Genomic DNA, 15,125 nt, shown 5'->3' with positions numbered 1-15,125 from the left:
CGGCGGCGGTCCCGGCAGCGGCGTGCCGCTGCCAGGCCCGGAAGTCCTACAGGGGCCGCTTGCCGGTGTCGCCCGGTATCTCGCGGACCAGCTTCGGCACCAGGTAGCCGGAAAGGCGCGCGGCCAGCGCCGCGTGCAGCGCCCGGGCTTGCTCGTCGGAAACCTCGAAATGGGCCACGCCCTGGACCCGGTCGAGCTGGTGCAGGTAGTACGGCAGCACGCCGGCGGCGAAACAGCGCTGCGACAGGTCGGCCAGCGCGTCGACGTGGTCGTTCACCCCGCGCAGCAGCACGGCCTGGTTCAGCAACTGGACGCCGGCGCCGCGCAGCGCCGCCAGCGCCGCATCGACGGAAGCGTCGAACTCGTTGGCATGGTTGGCATGGATCACGAACGCCACCGGCCAGGGCAGGGCTGACAGCCATTGCAGCAGCTCGGCATCGACCCGCTCGGGCAGCACCACCGGCAGCCGGCTGTGGATGCGCAGGCGCCGCAGGTGCGGGATCGCCGCCAGCCGCGCGGTCAGTTCGGCCAGCTTGGGCGTGGCCAGCGACAGCGGGTCGCCACCGGAGAGAATGACCTCGTCGATCGACGGATCTTCGGCGATCGCCTCCACCGCCGCGGCCCAGCCGTCGCGCGCGGCGGTCTCCTCGGCATAGGGGAAATGGCGGCGGAAGCAGTAGCGGCAGTGCACCGCACAGCTGCCGGTGGCCACCAGCAGCGCCCGGCCCCGGTACTTCTGGATGACGCCCTCCGCCTTCCGGGCCGCGCCGTCGCCGACCGCGTCCAGGCTGAACCCCGGCACGATCCGCTCCTCCAGGTCGATCGGCAGCACCTGGCGCAGCAGCGGATCGGCCAGGTCCCCCGGCCGCATGCGGGCGACGAAGCCGCGCGGCACGCGCAGCGGGAATCCGGCTGCGGCGGCGTCGGAAATCCCCGCTGCGGCGGCGTCCAGCCCCAACAGCCCCAGCAGCTCGCGCGGGTCGCGCACGGCGTCGCGCCACAGCCGCTGCCAGCGCGGCGCGGAGGCGGGGCTGGCGGTGGCGGCCGCCGGAAGCGGTTCCGGCTGCAGGGGCAGGGGGGCTGCAGGTATCATGGGCGGTCTGTGAGACGCCTGCCGGGCTTCGGTGGCGCGCTTTCGATGAAGATGCCCGCATTCTAACTGCCCGGCCGCCGTCTTCCGCGGTGGCCCTGCCATACCCCAAGGAGTTCCCATGGCCTCTTACGGCATGAACGACGTCAAGAACGGGATGAAGATCCTGGTCAACAACGAGCCCTCGATCATCACCGACACCGAGTACGTCAAGCCGGGCAAGGGCCAGGCCTTCACCCGGGTGAAGTACCGCCAGATCCGCACCGGCCGCGTGCAGGAAATCACCATGAAGTCGACCGACTCGGTGGAAGCGGCGGACGTGGTCGACACCGACATGCAGTACCTGTATTCCGACGGCGAATACTGGCACTTCATGCAGCAGGAGACCTTCGAGCAGGTCCAGGCCGACAAGGCCGGCGTCGGCGATGCGGCCAAGTGGCTCAAGGGCGAGGAGCAGTGCGTGGTGACCCTGTTCAACGGCAATCCGATCCAGGTCACCCCGCCGAACTTCGTCGAACTGAAGATCGTCGAGACCGATCCGGGCGTGAAGGGCGACACCGCCGGCACCGGCGGCAAGCCGGCCACCCTGGAGACCGGCGCGGTCGTGCGCGTGCCGCTGTTCGTCGCCCAGGACGAGGTGATCAAGGTCGACACCCGCTCGGGCGAATACGTCTCGCGCGTGAAGTAAGCCGATGACCGAAGCCGGCCTGCACGACGCATCCGAACCGCAGGCCCGCGACCTGCAAGCGTGTGACCTGCTCATAGAAGCGGGCTGGGTGGTCCCGGTCGAGCCGCACGGCGTGGTCCTGGAGGACCACGCCGTCGCCGTTTCCGGGGGCAGGATCGTGGCCGTGCTGCCGACCGCGCAGGCGCGTTCGCGGTTCGCCGCCGCCGAAGTGGTGCAGCGCCCGGACGCGGTGCTGATTCCCGGCCTGGTCAACGCCCACACCCACAACCCGATGACCCTGCTGCGCGGCATCGCCGACGACCTGCCGCTGATGACCTGGCTGCAGCAGCACATCTGGCCGGTGGAAGCGGCCGTCATCGGGCCGGAGTTCGTCGCCGACGGCATGGCCCTGGCCATCGCCGAGATGCTGCGCGGCGGCACCACCTGCGCCAACGAGAACTACTTTTTCCCCGACGTGCAGGCGGCCGTGTACAAGCGCCACGGCTTCCGCGCCCTGGTCGGCCTGCCGGTGATCGATTTCCCGACCGCCTGGGCCAGCAGCGCCGACGAGTACTTCGACCGCGCCGGCGAGGTCCACGACCAATGGCGCGGCGACGCGCTGGTCGGCACCGCGTTCGCCCCGCATGCGCCGTACACCGTCAACGATGCCAACTTCGAGCGCATCCGCATGCTGTCGGACCAGCTCGACGTGCCGGTGCACCTGCACACGCACGAGACCGCGCAGGAGATCGCCGACTCGATCCGCGACCACGGCCAGCGTCCGCTGGCGCGGCTAGACCGGCTGGGCCTGGTCAACGACCGCCTGATCGCGGTGCACATGACCCAGCTGACCGAGGCGGAGATCCACCTGTGCGCCGAGCGCGGCGTGTCGGTGGCGCATTGCGCCGAATCCAACCTCAAGCTGGCGTCGGGCTTCTGCCCGGCCTGCGCGCTGCAGCGGGCGGGCGTCAACCTGGCGATCGGCACCGACGGCTGCGCCAGCAACAACGACCTGGACATGTTCGGCGAGATGCGCACCGCCGCGCTGCTGGCCAAGGCCGTGGCCAACGACGCCACCGCGCTGGACGCGGCCAGCGCATTGCGCGCGGCCACGCTGGGCGGCGCGCGCGCGCTGGGCTTCGGCGAACGCACCGGTTCGATCGAACCGGGCAAGGAGGCCGACCTGGTCTGCGTGGACCTGTCCGAGCTGGAAACCCAGCCGCTGCACCACGTGCTGTCGCAGCTGGTCTATGCAACGGGCCGGCAGCAGGTGAGCGACGTCTGGATCGCCGGCCGCCGCAAGCTGGACCAGCGCGAGCTGGTCGACATCGACACCGCCGCCCTGATCGCCAACGCGCGGCAGTGGCGCACGCGCATCGCCGCGCTGGGCCACTGAGCCGGCCCACGCAGGAGGACTTTCCAGTGAGCGAAACGAGCCAGGCCGCCTCCGGGGCGCCGCACAACTACCACCAGGCCGAGCTGGACAAGTTCGCCGCCCTGGCCAACCGATGGTGGGATCCGGACGGCCCGCAGCGCGCACTGCACGTGCTCAATCCGGTCCGCCTGGACTACGTCAGGCAGCGCCTGGCACCGAATGGACTGCAGGGCAGGCACGTCCTCGATGTCGGCTGCGGTGGCGGCCTGCTCAGCGAGGCGCTGGCCCGCGCCGGCGCGCAGGTGACCGCGATCGACCTGGCCCCCGAGCTGGTCAAGGTCGCGCGCCTGCACACGCTCGAGTCCGGCGTGCAGGTCGACTACCAGGTCAAGGCGGTGGAAGTGCTGGCGGCCGAGCGCCCGGGCAGCTTCGATGCCATCACCTGCATGGAGATGCTCGAACACGTGCCCGACCCGGCCGCGATCATCGCCGCCTGCGCCACGCTGTTGCGTCCCGGCGGGCGCCTGTTCCTGTCCACGCTCAATCGCACGCCGGCCGCCTTCGCGCTGGCCATCGTCGGGGCCGAGTACGTCGCCCGCCTGCTGCCGCGGGGCACGCACCACTACGCCGGCTTCATCAGGCCGTCCGAGCTGGCGGCTTGGCTGCGCGAGGCAGGCCTGCAGATCGAGGACGTCAGCGGCCTGTTCTACGACCCGCTGCGCCAGCGCGCGCGCCTGTCCTCGCGCACGGAAGTGAACTACCTGGCCTGCGCGCGCAAGGCGGAGGCCTGAGATGGCCGACGCTTCGATGACGCGGCGGTTCCCGCGCGTGGCCCTGTTCGACCTGGACGGCACCCTGCTGGACAGCGCGCCGGACATGCTCGCCACCGCCAACCGCATGCTCGCCGCGCGCGACCGCGCACCGACCACCCTGGCGATGCTGCGCCAGCACGTGTCCAAGGGCGCGCGGGCGATGGTCGCGGCGACCTTCCCCGAACTGGACGAGGCCGGCCGCGACGCGCTGGTGCCGGAGTTCCTGCAGGTGTACCGCGAGGAGCTGGGCCGGCACAGCGTGCTGTTCGACGGTGTCGCCGCGATGCTGCAGGCGCTGGAGGACGATGGCGCCCGCTGGGGCATCATCACCAACAAGGCCGAGTACCTGGCCCGCGATGTCGTCGCCGGGCTGGAATGGGAGTCGCGCTGCGCGGTGCTGGTGGGCGGCGACACCTATCCCGAGAAGAAACCGCATCCGCTGCCGCTGCTGGAAGCGGCACGCCAGCTGGGGGTTGCCCCGTCCGACTGCGTATACGTGGGCGACGACGAACGCGACGTGGTCGCCGCGCGCGCGGCCGGCATGCCCTCGATCGCGGTGACCTGGGGCTACCGCCTGGACGACGAGGACCCGGAAACCTGGCTGGCCGAGGCGATCGCCCGTGAGCCGCTGGAGCTGCTGGACCCGGCGGCCTGGCCGCGCACCATCCTGTAGGCGCCGATCCATCGGCGACCCGGGGACGCCGGCCAGGCGAAAGCATCGGCCACCCCGCGGCGGTCGCCGATGAGTCGTCTCTAAAAGAAGCCGAAATACCGCCAACCAGGGCAGCCTCCCTGGGCCACGGCACGAATCCCCCCTGAACCCCATGACCACGCCCACCGCCCTCGACAGCTTCCTCGACAAATGGCGCAGCCGCTGGCCGGAATGGGCGGTGGCCGAGGTATTCATCCCCGAGGATCGGCGCGCTGCCACGCTGGCCTGGTTCGCGCTGCTCCAGGAGTTCGACGACATCCTCAACATCGCCGGCGACCCGCTGCCGGCCGACGCCAAGCTCGGCTGGTGGGGCACCGAACTGCGCGACTGGTCCACGCACCGCTCGCGCCATCCGCTCGGTCGCCTGCTCGAACCGGTGCCCGCGCCCTGGTCGGCGCTGGCCGACGCGCTGCCCACCCTGGTCGCCGCGCGCGAGCGCCCGGCCGATGGCGCCGCGGCGCTGGCCTCGCTGGCCGGTTACGGCGGGGCAGTGGCCGCGGTCGAGGCGTCCGTGCTCGGTGGAACGCCACCGCAGGCGCAGGCGATCGCCGCGCAGGTGCTGGCCACCCGGCTGGCCGAGGCCGGGCTGCAGGCGGTGCCGCAGGCACGGCAACCGGGCGACACCGATGTCACCGCCGCTCGCGAGCGGGCCCAGCGCGACTGGGCCGCCGAGTTGCTGGCCGCCTGGCCGGCCAAGGCGGGCGGGTCGCCCGCACGCCGCATGTGGGGCGCTTTCGCCCGCCATCGCCTCGGCCAGTTCGCCCAGGGGCACGTGCCGCAGCCGGGTCGGCAGCCATTGGGCCTGCTGTGGCGGACCTGGCGCGCCGCGCGGGGCTGAGCGGGGCGGCGGGGCCGGACGGGGAGCAGGGCACGCGTTTCCTTTCCCGCCCCCGCGTTGCGTGCGACAGTCCGTTGCACGGCGTTCGGGGGCCGGCAGGACCGCAGCGGCTACAATCCGCTCCGAATCCGTCCCAGGCCGGTCCTGATTCGGCGGCCTGACCTGAAGGCCCCGTACCCGGCGCCCGCCCCGGCACGAAGTTCCTGAGGCTCGTTCCGCAAGCCGCACCGCCGGTTCGCGGATCGGCGCCACTCCCCCCGATCCTGCGCAAGCCAAAGTCCATGTCCGTTCCCGCCTCCGGTTCCCACGCCGCCTCGCTGCCCGACGTCGCCCAACAGCCCGCCACCCTGGCGCGGCCGCTGGACTGGGTCGGGATGGAAGGCATCGCCATTCCCGTGCGCGTCTCCGACGGCGCCGGCGGGCATGTCCAGGTCGCCGCGCAGGTCGACCTGTCGGTCGACCTGAAGCAGGCCGGCGAGCGCGGCATCCACATGTCGCGGCTGTACATGCGCCTGCAGGAAGAGCTCGCGCGCCACGAGGTCACCCCGGCCGGCCTGCGCCACGTCCTGCAGGCCAGCATCGATTCGCAGGCTGGCCTGTCCGGCAGCGCGCGGCTGCGGCTGCGCTACGAGGCGCTGCTCCTGCGCCGCGCGCTGCGCAGCGACAACGCCGGATGGAAGCGCTACCCGGTCCAGATCGAGGCGCTGCTGGAAACCGGCCACCTCAAGCTGGTGCTCGGCTTCAGCGTCGAGTACTCCAGCACCTGCCCATGCTCGGCGGCGCTGTCGCGGCAGGCCAATGCCGAACGCTTCGCCGAGGACTTCGCTGGCGCCCATCCCATCTCCACCGGCGTGGTCCGAGACTGGCTGGCCTCCGAGCGCGGCATGGCCGCCACCCCGCACGCGCAGCGCAGCGAGGCCAAGGTGAAAGTGGAGCTGCGCCCGCAGTTCGACGAGCTGCCGCTGGTGGCGCTGGTCGACGCGCTGGAAGCCTCGCTGGGCACGCCGGTGCAGACGGCGGTCAAGCGCGAGGACGAGCAGGCGTTCGCCATGCTCAACGCCGACAACCTGATGTTCTGCGAGGATGCGGCGCGCCGCGTCGCAGCGGTGCTGTCGACGGATCCGCGCATCGAGCATTACCAGGCCACCGTGTCGCACTTCGAGAGCCTGCATCCGCATGACGCGGTGGCCAGCGTGAGCGGTCGCGGCCCGACACCCTGATCCGCCGCCTGCATCCCACGTAGAGCGGGGCTTGCCCCGCTGCTCCTGGTCCGGTGCCGTACGGAAGCAGCCGGGCAAGCCCGGCTCTACGGAAGTATCCGTACCGCCACCAGGTCGATGCGCACGTCGAACCGCGCCACGATGCGGACGAACCGCCTGGATGGAAAACGCGCCGCCGCGCGCTGCGTCGGTGGGTTGCCGGTGCGCTTGTTACGGGCGCTCCAGCACCAGCAACGGATCGATGCGGACGTCGAACCGCGCCACGATGCGGACGAACCGCCTGGATGGAAAACGCGCCGCCGCGCGCGCGTCGATGGGTTGCCGGTGCGTTTGTTACGGGCGCTCCAGCACCAGCAGCGGGTCGATGCGGACGTCGAACCGCGCCACGATGCGGATGAACCGCCTGGATGGAAAACGCGCCGCCGCGCGCTGCTTCGGTGGGTTGCCGGTGCGTTTGTTACGGGCGCTCCAGCACCAGCAGCGGGTCGATGCGGACGTCGAACCGCGCCCCGATGCCGATGAACCGCCTGGAGGGACGAACGCGCCGCCGCGCGCTGCGTCGGCAGGTTGCCCGCGCTGTTGTTACGGGCGCTCGAGCACCAGCAACGGGTCGATGCGGACGTCGAACCAGTTCATCCCCCAGTGCAGGTGCGGCCCCGTCGCCCGGCCGGTCGCGCCGACCGCTCCGACCACCTGCCCCTGTTCGACCCGGTCACCGACCGCCACGTCGATCCGCGACAGGTGCAGGAAGTTCGAGCTGATGCCGAAGCCGTGATCCAGCAGCACGGTGCCGCCGGTCAGGTACAGGTCCGGTGCGGCGAAGGTGACCACGCCGGCGGCCGGCGCCTTCACCGGGGTCCCGGTGGGCGCGGCGATATCCATGCCCGAATGCGGCGAGCCCGGCTTGCCGTTGTAGACCCGCTGGTTGCCGAAGCGCCCGCTCACCCGCCCCTGCAGCGGCCAGGCGAAGCGCTGGGCGAAATCGGCGCGGTCGTCGTCACGCATGCGCGCGGCGGTGACCTGGGCCTGCTCGCGGCGGATGCGTTCGGCGATCTCCGGTGGCGGATCGACCGTCTTCGGCGGCACGCCGTCGACGCGCTGCACCGGCCAGTCGCGCGCGCTGACGGTGATGCTCGCCTCGCTGCGGCTGCCGTCCGGGTGCACCACCGTGACCGTGACCGGTCCGGCTTCGTCGCGGCCGATGCCGAACACCACCGTGCCATAGCCGGTCGCGCGCAGCGTGCGCCCGGCGTACTCCACCCGGCTGCCCGGCGGGACCTTGCCGAGCACCATCGCGCCCTGCGGCGCACTGGCGGGGAAAACCACGCGATCGTCGGCCTGCGCGGCCGCGGGGCGGGGCAGGGAGGCGGCGAACAGGGCGAGCGCCAGCAGGCTGCCGGCGCGGCGCGTGCCCGCCATCAGCGGTCGAATTCCAGCCGCTGGCCGGCCGGCGTGCCGATCAGTTCGCGGCCGTTCCAGACCAGCCGGCCGTTGACCCAGGTCGCACCGATCCGGGAACGGAACGTCGTGCCCTCGAACGGCGACCAGCCGCACTTGGACAGCACGTCCTCGCGACGCACCGTCAGCGGCTCGTCGTCGACCAGGACCAGGTCGGCCCAGTAGCCTTCGCGCAGGTAGCCGCGCTCCTTGACGTCGAACAGCTGCGCCGGCGCGTGGGCGGTCTTCTGCACGACGCGGGTGATGTCCATGCGCTTCTCGTGGACCAGTTCGATCGCCGCCAGCAGCGCGTACTGCACCAGCGGCAGGCCCGAGGGCGCCTGCAGGAACGGCTTCTGCTTCTCGTCCAGCGTGTGCGGCGCGTGGTCGGTGGCCAGCACGTCGATCACGTCGTCGACCAGCGCCTTGATCAGCGCCTCGCGGTCGGCCGCGTCCTTGATCGCCGGGTTGCACTTGATCAGGTTGCCCAGCCGCGCGTAGTCGGCGCGGTCGAAGCGCAGGAAGTGCACGCAGGTCTCGGCGGTGATGCGCTTGCGCGCGCCGTCGGGATGGACCAGCGGGCCGCGCTGGAACAGCGCCAGCTCGTCGGCGGTGGAGATGTGCAGCACGTGCAGGCGGGTGCCGTGCTTGCGCGCCAGCGACAGCGCCAGCCGGGTCGACTTGATGCAGGCCTCGCGCGAGCGGATGTCCGGGTGCATCTCCGGGGTCAGCCCGGCCTCGCCGTACCTGGCCTTGAACTCGGCCAGGGTGCGGTCGATGGTCGGGGTGTCCTCGCAGTGGGTGATGATCGGCACCGGCGCTTCGCGGAAGATCCCGTCGAGGGTCTCCGGGTTGTCGACCAGCATGTTGCCGGTGGACGCGCCCATGAACACCTTGATCCCCGGCGCGGCCTTCGGGTCCAGGCTACGCACCGCGTCGAGGTTGTCGTTGCTGGCACCCAGGTAGAAGCCGTGGTTGCCCCAGGCGCGTCCCCGGGCCAGCGCGTACTTGGCTTCCAGCGCCGACGCGTCGAGCGTGGGCGGGTTGGTGTTGGGCATGTCCATGAAGCTGGTCAGGCCACCGGCCACGGCGGCCGCCGACTCGCTGGCGATGTCGCCCTTGTGGGTCAGTCCCGGTTCGCGGAAATGGACCTGGTCGTCGATCATGCCCGGCAGCAGCCAGCGGCCGGCGGCGTCCACCACCTTCTCGCCGGCGCGTGCCTGCAGGCCGCTGCCGATTGCGGCGATGCGCCCGTTCTCGATGCGCAGGTCGCCGTCGAACTGGCGGCCTTCGTTGACCAGGCGGGCATTGGTGATCAGGGTGGTCATCGATGGTGTCCCGTGCAGGAGCAGGAAGGGGATTGGCCGGGCTTCTCCGGCACCGGATCGACGCCGCCGGGGTGCAGCGGGTGGCATCGCGCCAGCCGCCTCGCCGCGAGCCAGCCGCCGTGCCAGGCGCCGTACCGGCCGATGGCCTGCATCGCGTACTCCGAGCAACTGGGCACGAAGCGGCAGCGCGGGCCGAGCAGGGGACTGATGAAGCGCTTGTAGCCGCGCAGCAGCAGGATGAGCATGCGGTCGATCACCCGCTCATGATACCCGTGGGCGTATAAGGTTGCCCGGTCCGGTGCCGTGAGCTATAAAGGCCCGCTTTCCCGGGAACGGGAAAAACCTCAGAGAGGAACCTTCGTACGTGGCTGCCAAGAAACCCGTGAAGAAGGCCGTCAAGCCGGCCAAGAAGCCCGCTGCTCCCGCCAAGAAGGCTGTCGCCAAGAAGCCCGCTGCCAAGACTCCGCAGAAGGGCGGCAAGACCGCCGCGGCAGCCAAGCCCGCCAAGAAGCCCGCGTCCAAGCCGGCGGCGAAGAAGGCGGTGAAGGCTCCGGCCAAGCCGGTCGCCAAGGCGGCCAAGAAGGCAGCCAAGGCGGCCCCGGTCGCCAAGGCGCCGGCCAAGAAGGTTCCCGCCAAGACCGCGCCCGCCAAGAAGGCGCCGGCACCCAAATCCGCCAGCAAGCCGGCATCCAGGCCGGCTGCCAAGCCCGCCCCCACCAAGCCGACCCCCGCCAAGACCGTCGCGCCTGCCAAGCCTGTCGTCGCCAAGACGCCGGCCGCAGCCGCCAAGCCGGTCGCCGCGTCGGCTCCAGCAGTCAAGAAGCCAGTGCCCGCACCGAAATCCCCCGCAAAAACCCCCACAAAGCCCGCCGCCCCGGTCGTCTCGCCTTCGCAGACGGCTCCCCGGCCCAAGGGCAAGGTTGCCGTCGCCGTGGTATCCAAGAAGACCGAAGCCCCCTCGCCGCGCAACGCGGCACGCGTGGTCGACTACAAGGTCGACGAGGCCACCGGCCGCCCGCTGCTGCCGAAGGGTTACCGCCCGACGGCGGACGAGGAATACATGAGCCCCCTCCAGCAGGAATACTTCCGCCAGCGGTTGCTGCAGTGGCGCGGCGACCTGGTGGAGGAATCCAAGCAGACCATCGAGAACCTCAAGGACGAAGTGCGCGACATCGGCGACGAGGCCGAGCGCGCTACCCGCGAGACGGAGAACTCGCTGGAGCTGCGCACCCGCGACCGCTACCGCAAGCTGATCGGCAAGATCGACAGCACGCTCAAGCGCCTGGAAGCGGGCGACTACGGCTACTGCGTCGACACCGGCGAGGAAATCGGCCTGGAACGCCTGGAGGCGCGCCTCACCGCCGAGCGCACGATCGACGCGCAGGAACGCTGGGAGCACCTGCAGAAGCAGCAGGGCGAGTAAACGCCGGCCGCCGCTGCCAGGTGATCCGCGAAGCCCGCCCTCCGGCGGGCTTCGTGCTTTCTGCGCTTTGCTGCCGTTGCATGCCCATGGTGTAGGAGCCGATTCATCGGCGACCCGACGCCGTCGGCCCCGGCGACTCCCTCGGAGTCCAGACGCCCGTGTCGCCGATGAATCGGCCCCTACAGGTTCCGCAGGTCCAGCCGCCGCAGGCGCGGCGCCTTGAGCGCGGTGACGCCGACCACGCCCAACGTGACGAAGCCACCGAGGACCACCGCCGGCACCAGGCCGAGCAGCCGCGCCATGGATCCGGCATAGAACGCGCCCAGCTCGTTGGACGATCCGATGAAGATGCCATTGATCGACGCCACCCGTCCGCGCATGCCGTCGGGCGTGACCAGCTGCATGATCGTCGAGCGCAGCACCACCGATACGCCGTCGCAGATGCCCGACATCAGCAGGAACAGCGCCGACAGCCAGAAGTGCCGCGACAGGCCGAAGCCGATGATGCACACGCCGAACCCGGCCACCGCCCACAGCAACAGCCGCCCGGCACGGCGGCCCGGTGGACGCCGCGCCAGCACGATGCCCACCGCCACCGCGCCCAGCGCCGGCGCACCGCGCAGGATGCCCAGGCCTTCCGGGCCGTAATGCAGGATTTCGGTGATGAACGCCGGCGCCAGCGAGATCGCGCCGCCGAACAGCACCGCGAACAGGTCCAGCGCCTGGGCGGCGAGCATGATCTGGTTGTTGAACACGAAGCGCAGGCCCACGCCGATGCTGGCGAATACCGGCGCGCGCGGCCCGTCGGCGCGCGGTTCGGCCACCCGCAGCCACAGCAGTACCGCCCCGGCGGCCAGCGCGAGCACCGCGGCCAATGCGTAGGCGGCGGTCTTGCCGGCCCAGCCGACGGTCAACCCGCCCAGTGCCGGGCCGCAGACCAGGGCGGTCTGGAAGGCGATGCTGCCGATGCTGGCGCCGCGCGCGAACTGCTCGCGGCGAAGCACCTGGGCGAACAGTGCGGTGTAGACCGGCGTCAGGAACGAGCGCACCAGCCCGGTCAGCACGATCGCCGCATAGATCGGCCAGGTCCGGCCCGGCGCCAGGTGGCCGGCGGAGATGGCGGCGAGCAGCAGCGCGGTGGTGGCCAGCCCGGCGCAGGCCAGCGCGCCCAGGCGGCGCTTGGGCAGGTGGTCGACCAGGTAGCCGGCGAACAGCGCCATGCCGACGTACGGCACCACCTCGGCCAGGCCGACCAGGCCCAGCGCGAACGGATTGCGGGTCAGCTCGTAGACGTGCCAGCCGACGGTGACCGCGACGATCTGGTAGGACAGGATCGCGCACAGGCGGTAGCCGAGCAGGACGCGATAGCCGGGCTCGCGCAGCGGCGAAGTCGCTACCGGGCCGGGTGCGGCATCCACCTCAGGCCTGGCGGCGCGCGGTGTCGCGGATGAAGGCCAGCAGCGCGGCGAGGCCGTTGCTGCGGGTCGGCGACAGGTGCCTGGCCAGGCCGATGTCGGCGATGTAGTCCGGTTCGGTGGCCAGGATCTCGGCGGCCGAGCGGCCCGAGTAGACCCGCAGCGCCAGGAAGATGAGGCCCGAGACGATCGCCGAGTCGCTGATGGCGTGGAAGTCCAGGCGCTGCGCATCGCCCTGCGGCACGATCCAGACCAGTGACTGGCAGCCCAGCAGCCGGTGCTCCTCGGTCTTCCACGCGTCGGGGAACGGCGGCAGCTTGCGGCCCAGGTCGATCAGGTACTGGTAGCGCTCGGACCAGTCGGCGAAGAACGCGAACTCCTCCTTGATCGCGGCCTGGGCCTGCGCGGCGGTGGGTTCGAGCGGGAAAGGGCTATCGGTCATGGGGTCGGGTCTGCGTGGGGGCAGTTCTGGTGGTTGCGTTCTACTTGCAGGAGCCGGCGAGACCGGACATGCGTCCGTGGGAAGCGCCCGCGACGCGACGGTCATGGGCCAGGCGACGCCTGCATGGTTCCAACGCCCGCGTCGCCAGCAAGCTGGGCTCCTAGATCCGTCAGCCGCGCTTCCAGCGTACGCCCTGCGGCGTGTCTTCGAGCAGGATGCCTTCGGCGGCGAGCTGGTCGCGGATCGCATCGGCGCGGGCGAAATCGCGCGCCTTCTTCGCCGCGGCGCGCTCGTCGACCAGCGCCTGGATGCGCGCGTCGTCCTCGTCGGAGGCGCCGCGGTTGAACCAGGTGCCTGGGTCTTGCTGGAGCAGCCCCAAGGCCAGCCCGGCCGCGCGCAGCTTGCCCGCCAGGGCTGCCAGTTCCCTGATGCGATCCGGGTCGGGCTGGCCGCCTGCATGCGCCAGTTCGTTTCGAAGCTGGCGTGCTGCTGCGCCAAAGCCCGCCAGGACGGAGAGGGCCTTCGGCGTATTCAGGTCATCGTCCAGTGCAGCCTCGATCTCCGCGGGTATCTTCCCGTCCTGGAGCTCCGGATCGCCTGCGCCACGCGGAATGCCGGGAAGTCCCAGCGCGTCGCAGTCCCGCAGCGTGCCGTAAAGGCGATCCAGCGTGTTGATGGAGCTTTCGATCAGCGCATCCGACCAGTCCAGCGGCTGCCGGTAATGGGCCGACAGCAGGGCGTAGCGCAGCGCCTCGGGCGGGTGCCGGCGCACCAGGTCGTGGACCTTCTCGATGTTGCCCAGCGACTTGCTCATCTTGGCGCCGCCGAAGTTGAGCATGCCGTTGTGCAGCCAGAAGCGGGCGAACACCGCGCCGCCGTGCGCGCATTGGCTCTGCGCGATCTCGTTCTCGTGGTGCGGGAACTGCAGGTCGATGCCGCCGGCGTGGATGTCGATGGTCTCGCCCAGGTGTGCGGCGGCCATGGCCGAGCACTCGATGTGCCAGCCCGGACGGCCGCGGCCCCAGGGCGAATCCCAGCCGGGCAGGTCGCCGGTGGAGGGCTTCCAGAGGACGAAGTCGCCCGGATCGCGCTTGTACGGGGCCACTTCGACCCGCGCACCGGCGAGCATCTCCTCCGGATCGCGGCGGGAGAGCTGGCCGTACTGCGGGAAGCTGGCGACCGAGAACAGCACGTGGCCTTCGGCCGCGTAGGCATGGCCGGAGTCCACCAGCTGCGCGATCATCGCCACGATCTGTGGCATGTGGGTGGTGACTTCCGGCTCGATGTCCGGGGCCACCACGCCCAGCGCCGCCATGTCCTCGCGGTAGGCGGCGGCGAAGCGACCGGTGATCGCCGAGATCGGCACGCCCTGCTCGGCGGCGGCGGCGTTGATCTTGTCGTCCACGTCGGTGATGTTGCGGGCGTAGCGCAGGGCGCCATGGCGCCGGCGCAGCAGCGCGGCCAGCACGCCGAACACGACCGGGCCGCGCGCGTTGCCGATGTGCACGTAGTTGTAGACCGTCGGCCCGCAGACGTACATGGTCGGGCAGGCCGGATCGAGCGGCTCGAAGGCCTCGACCTGGCGGGAGAGGCTGTTGTACAGGCGCAAGGGCATCGGCACGGGCGGCGAGACGGGCGGGCCGTGGATTCTAGCGTGCCCGGGCATGCCTGCCGGTCCGGGCCGGCAGGCGATGCGGCGCACGGGCACGGTTCAGCGGGCTGCAAGGCGCCTCGCCTACACTGTGCGCTGGACTATGTCGTCACCGGACCCGATGCGCCGCTTGCTGGAGTTGACACTGCTGTGCACGGCCTGCTGCGTCCTGCCGCCGGCCCTGGCGCAGGAAGCCGGCGAGGGCCGGGACGACGGACGTATCCGCGTGGTCCCCGCCGAGAACGTCAAGATCGAGTACGCGCAGGTGCTGCGCGTGGAGCCGGTCTACCAGACCCTGCGCGCCTCGCGCACCGAGGAACGCTGCGACGAGCCGGCGCCGGCCGCCAAGGAGCAGCCGGCCGGCGAACCGAAGGATCCGGGGGTGTTCACGCGCATGTTCGACTCGGTCAAGGGCATGTTCACCGACGAGGAAGAAGCCCCGCCCGCGGCGCCTGCGCCCGTGCCGCCGCGCAACTGCCGGCTGGTCCAGGTCGATCGCCAGTTCCAGCGGCCGATCGCTTACGACGTGGACTACGTCTACAAGGGCACCAAGTACCGTTCGCGCCTGGCCGAAGACCCGGGCAACCGCCTTCGCATCCGCGTCTCGGTCACGCCCTGGGAAGCGGACGCGCCTTTGCCGGCGACCCCCTGAGCCGGCGGCGGGCCGGCGGTCGGCCGCCGCACGCTTGCGCCCCGATGCTTGCGCGCCCGCCGG

General features: G+C 71.2%; 15 protein-coding genes. 8 read left to right on the top strand and 7 right to left on the bottom strand.

From position 1 onward, the window contains the following. Nucleotides 1-46: 46 nt before the first annotated feature. Entirely contained in the window at nucleotides 47-1,093 is a 1,047-nt protein-coding gene (epmB, locus tag ABKA19_RS06800) for an EF-P beta-lysylation protein EpmB (protein WP_353688267.1), read from the bottom strand. A 118-nt stretch (nucleotides 1,094-1,211) separates the two neighbouring features. Here epmB and efp point away from each other — a divergent pair, with 118 nt between their 5' ends. From efp to folE2, 6 genes are all read left to right on the top strand, one after another. Continuing rightward, nucleotides 1,212-1,778 carry an elongation factor P gene (efp, locus tag ABKA19_RS06795; protein WP_353688266.1) on the top strand — a complete coding sequence of 189 codons (567 nt, stop codon included), beginning with the start codon at nucleotides 1,212-1,214 and terminating at the stop codon, nucleotides 1,776-1,778. Nucleotides 1,779-1,782: 4 nt separating this feature from the next. Continuing rightward, nucleotides 1,783-3,153 carry a TRZ/ATZ family hydrolase gene (locus ABKA19_RS06790; RefSeq protein WP_353688265.1) on the top strand — a complete coding sequence of 457 codons (1,371 nt, stop codon included), beginning with the start codon at nucleotides 1,783-1,785 and terminating at the stop codon, nucleotides 3,151-3,153. A gap of 26 nt (nucleotides 3,154-3,179) precedes the next feature. Next, complete coding sequence (ubiG, locus tag ABKA19_RS06785; protein WP_353688264.1) at nucleotides 3,180-3,923, top strand: bifunctional 2-polyprenyl-6-hydroxyphenol methylase/3-demethylubiquinol 3-O-methyltransferase UbiG; 744 nt, start codon at nucleotides 3,180-3,182, stop codon at nucleotides 3,921-3,923. A 1-nt stretch (nucleotide 3,924) separates the two neighbouring features. Continuing rightward, a complete protein-coding gene (locus ABKA19_RS06780) occupies nucleotides 3,925-4,617 on the top strand; it encodes a phosphoglycolate phosphatase (protein ID WP_353688263.1) in 693 nt (230 codons plus the stop codon). A gap of 151 nt (nucleotides 4,618-4,768) precedes the next feature. Then, entirely contained in the window at nucleotides 4,769-5,494 is a 726-nt protein-coding gene (locus ABKA19_RS06775) for a squalene/phytoene synthase family protein (RefSeq protein WP_353688262.1), read from the top strand. A 281-nt stretch (nucleotides 5,495-5,775) separates the two neighbouring features. After that, entirely contained in the window at nucleotides 5,776-6,714 is a 939-nt protein-coding gene (folE2, locus tag ABKA19_RS06770; protein ID WP_353688261.1) for a GTP cyclohydrolase FolE2, read from the top strand. Nucleotides 6,715-7,296: 582 nt separating this feature from the next. On the opposite strand, the gene ABKA19_RS06765 is transcribed toward folE2, so the two are convergent. Genes ABKA19_RS06765 through yidD form a run of 3 tightly spaced genes read right to left on the bottom strand, consistent with a single transcriptional unit; the run spans nucleotide 7,297 to nucleotide 9,724 of the window. Beyond that, nucleotides 7,297-8,133, bottom strand: coding sequence for a M23 family metallopeptidase (locus ABKA19_RS06765; RefSeq protein WP_353688260.1), 837 nt, complete (start codon nucleotides 8,131-8,133; stop codon nucleotides 7,297-7,299). Then, the gene (locus ABKA19_RS06760) at nucleotides 8,133-9,479 is read right to left on the bottom strand and encodes a dihydroorotase (RefSeq protein WP_353688259.1); all 1,347 of its coding nucleotides are present in this window, start codon (nucleotides 9,477-9,479) and stop codon (nucleotides 8,133-8,135) included. The genes ABKA19_RS06765 and ABKA19_RS06760 overlap by 1 nt, the downstream gene beginning before the upstream one ends. Beyond that, a complete protein-coding gene (yidD, locus tag ABKA19_RS06755; protein ID WP_353688258.1) occupies nucleotides 9,476-9,724 on the bottom strand; it encodes a membrane protein insertion efficiency factor YidD in 249 nt (82 codons plus the stop codon). The genes ABKA19_RS06760 and yidD overlap by 4 nt, the downstream gene beginning before the upstream one ends. 119 nt (nucleotides 9,725-9,843) lie before the next feature. Here yidD and dksA point away from each other — a divergent pair, with 119 nt between their 5' ends. Then, nucleotides 9,844-10,902 carry an RNA polymerase-binding protein DksA gene (gene dksA, locus ABKA19_RS06750; RefSeq protein WP_353688257.1) on the top strand — a complete coding sequence of 353 codons (1,059 nt, stop codon included), beginning with the start codon at nucleotides 9,844-9,846 and terminating at the stop codon, nucleotides 10,900-10,902. Between the two features lie 179 nt (nucleotides 10,903-11,081). Here dksA and ABKA19_RS06745 read toward each other — a convergent pair whose 3' ends face one another. From ABKA19_RS06745 to cysS, 3 genes are all read right to left on the bottom strand, one after another. After that, nucleotides 11,082-12,320 carry an MFS transporter gene (locus ABKA19_RS06745; protein ID WP_353688256.1) on the bottom strand — a complete coding sequence of 413 codons (1,239 nt, stop codon included), beginning with the start codon at nucleotides 12,318-12,320 and terminating at the stop codon, nucleotides 11,082-11,084. 1 nt (nucleotide 12,321) lies between these two features. Then, nucleotides 12,322-12,759, bottom strand: coding sequence for a SufE family protein (locus ABKA19_RS06740; RefSeq protein WP_162377334.1), 438 nt, complete (start codon nucleotides 12,757-12,759; stop codon nucleotides 12,322-12,324). A gap of 169 nt (nucleotides 12,760-12,928) precedes the next feature. Beyond that, nucleotides 12,929-14,374 (bottom strand): cysteine--tRNA ligase, encoded by a 1,446-nt coding sequence (cysS, locus tag ABKA19_RS06735; RefSeq protein ID WP_353688255.1) that lies wholly within the window; start codon nucleotides 14,372-14,374, stop codon nucleotides 12,929-12,931. 157 nt (nucleotides 14,375-14,531) lie between these two features. On the opposite strand from cysS, the gene ABKA19_RS06730 reads away from it, so the two are divergent. Continuing rightward, nucleotides 14,532-15,062 carry a hypothetical protein gene (locus tag ABKA19_RS06730; RefSeq protein WP_353688254.1) on the top strand — a complete coding sequence of 177 codons (531 nt, stop codon included), beginning with the start codon at nucleotides 14,532-14,534 and terminating at the stop codon, nucleotides 15,060-15,062. Nucleotides 15,063-15,125: the final 63 nt, after the last annotated feature.

This window comes from Pseudoxanthomonas sp. Soil82, from assembly GCF_040446535.1.
GTDB lineage: Bacteria > Pseudomonadota > Gammaproteobacteria > Xanthomonadales > Xanthomonadaceae > Pseudoxanthomonas > Pseudoxanthomonas kaohsiungensis.
The sequence above is the reverse complement of the archived record's forward strand: the minus strand, read 5'-3'. Positions and strand labels throughout refer to the sequence as shown.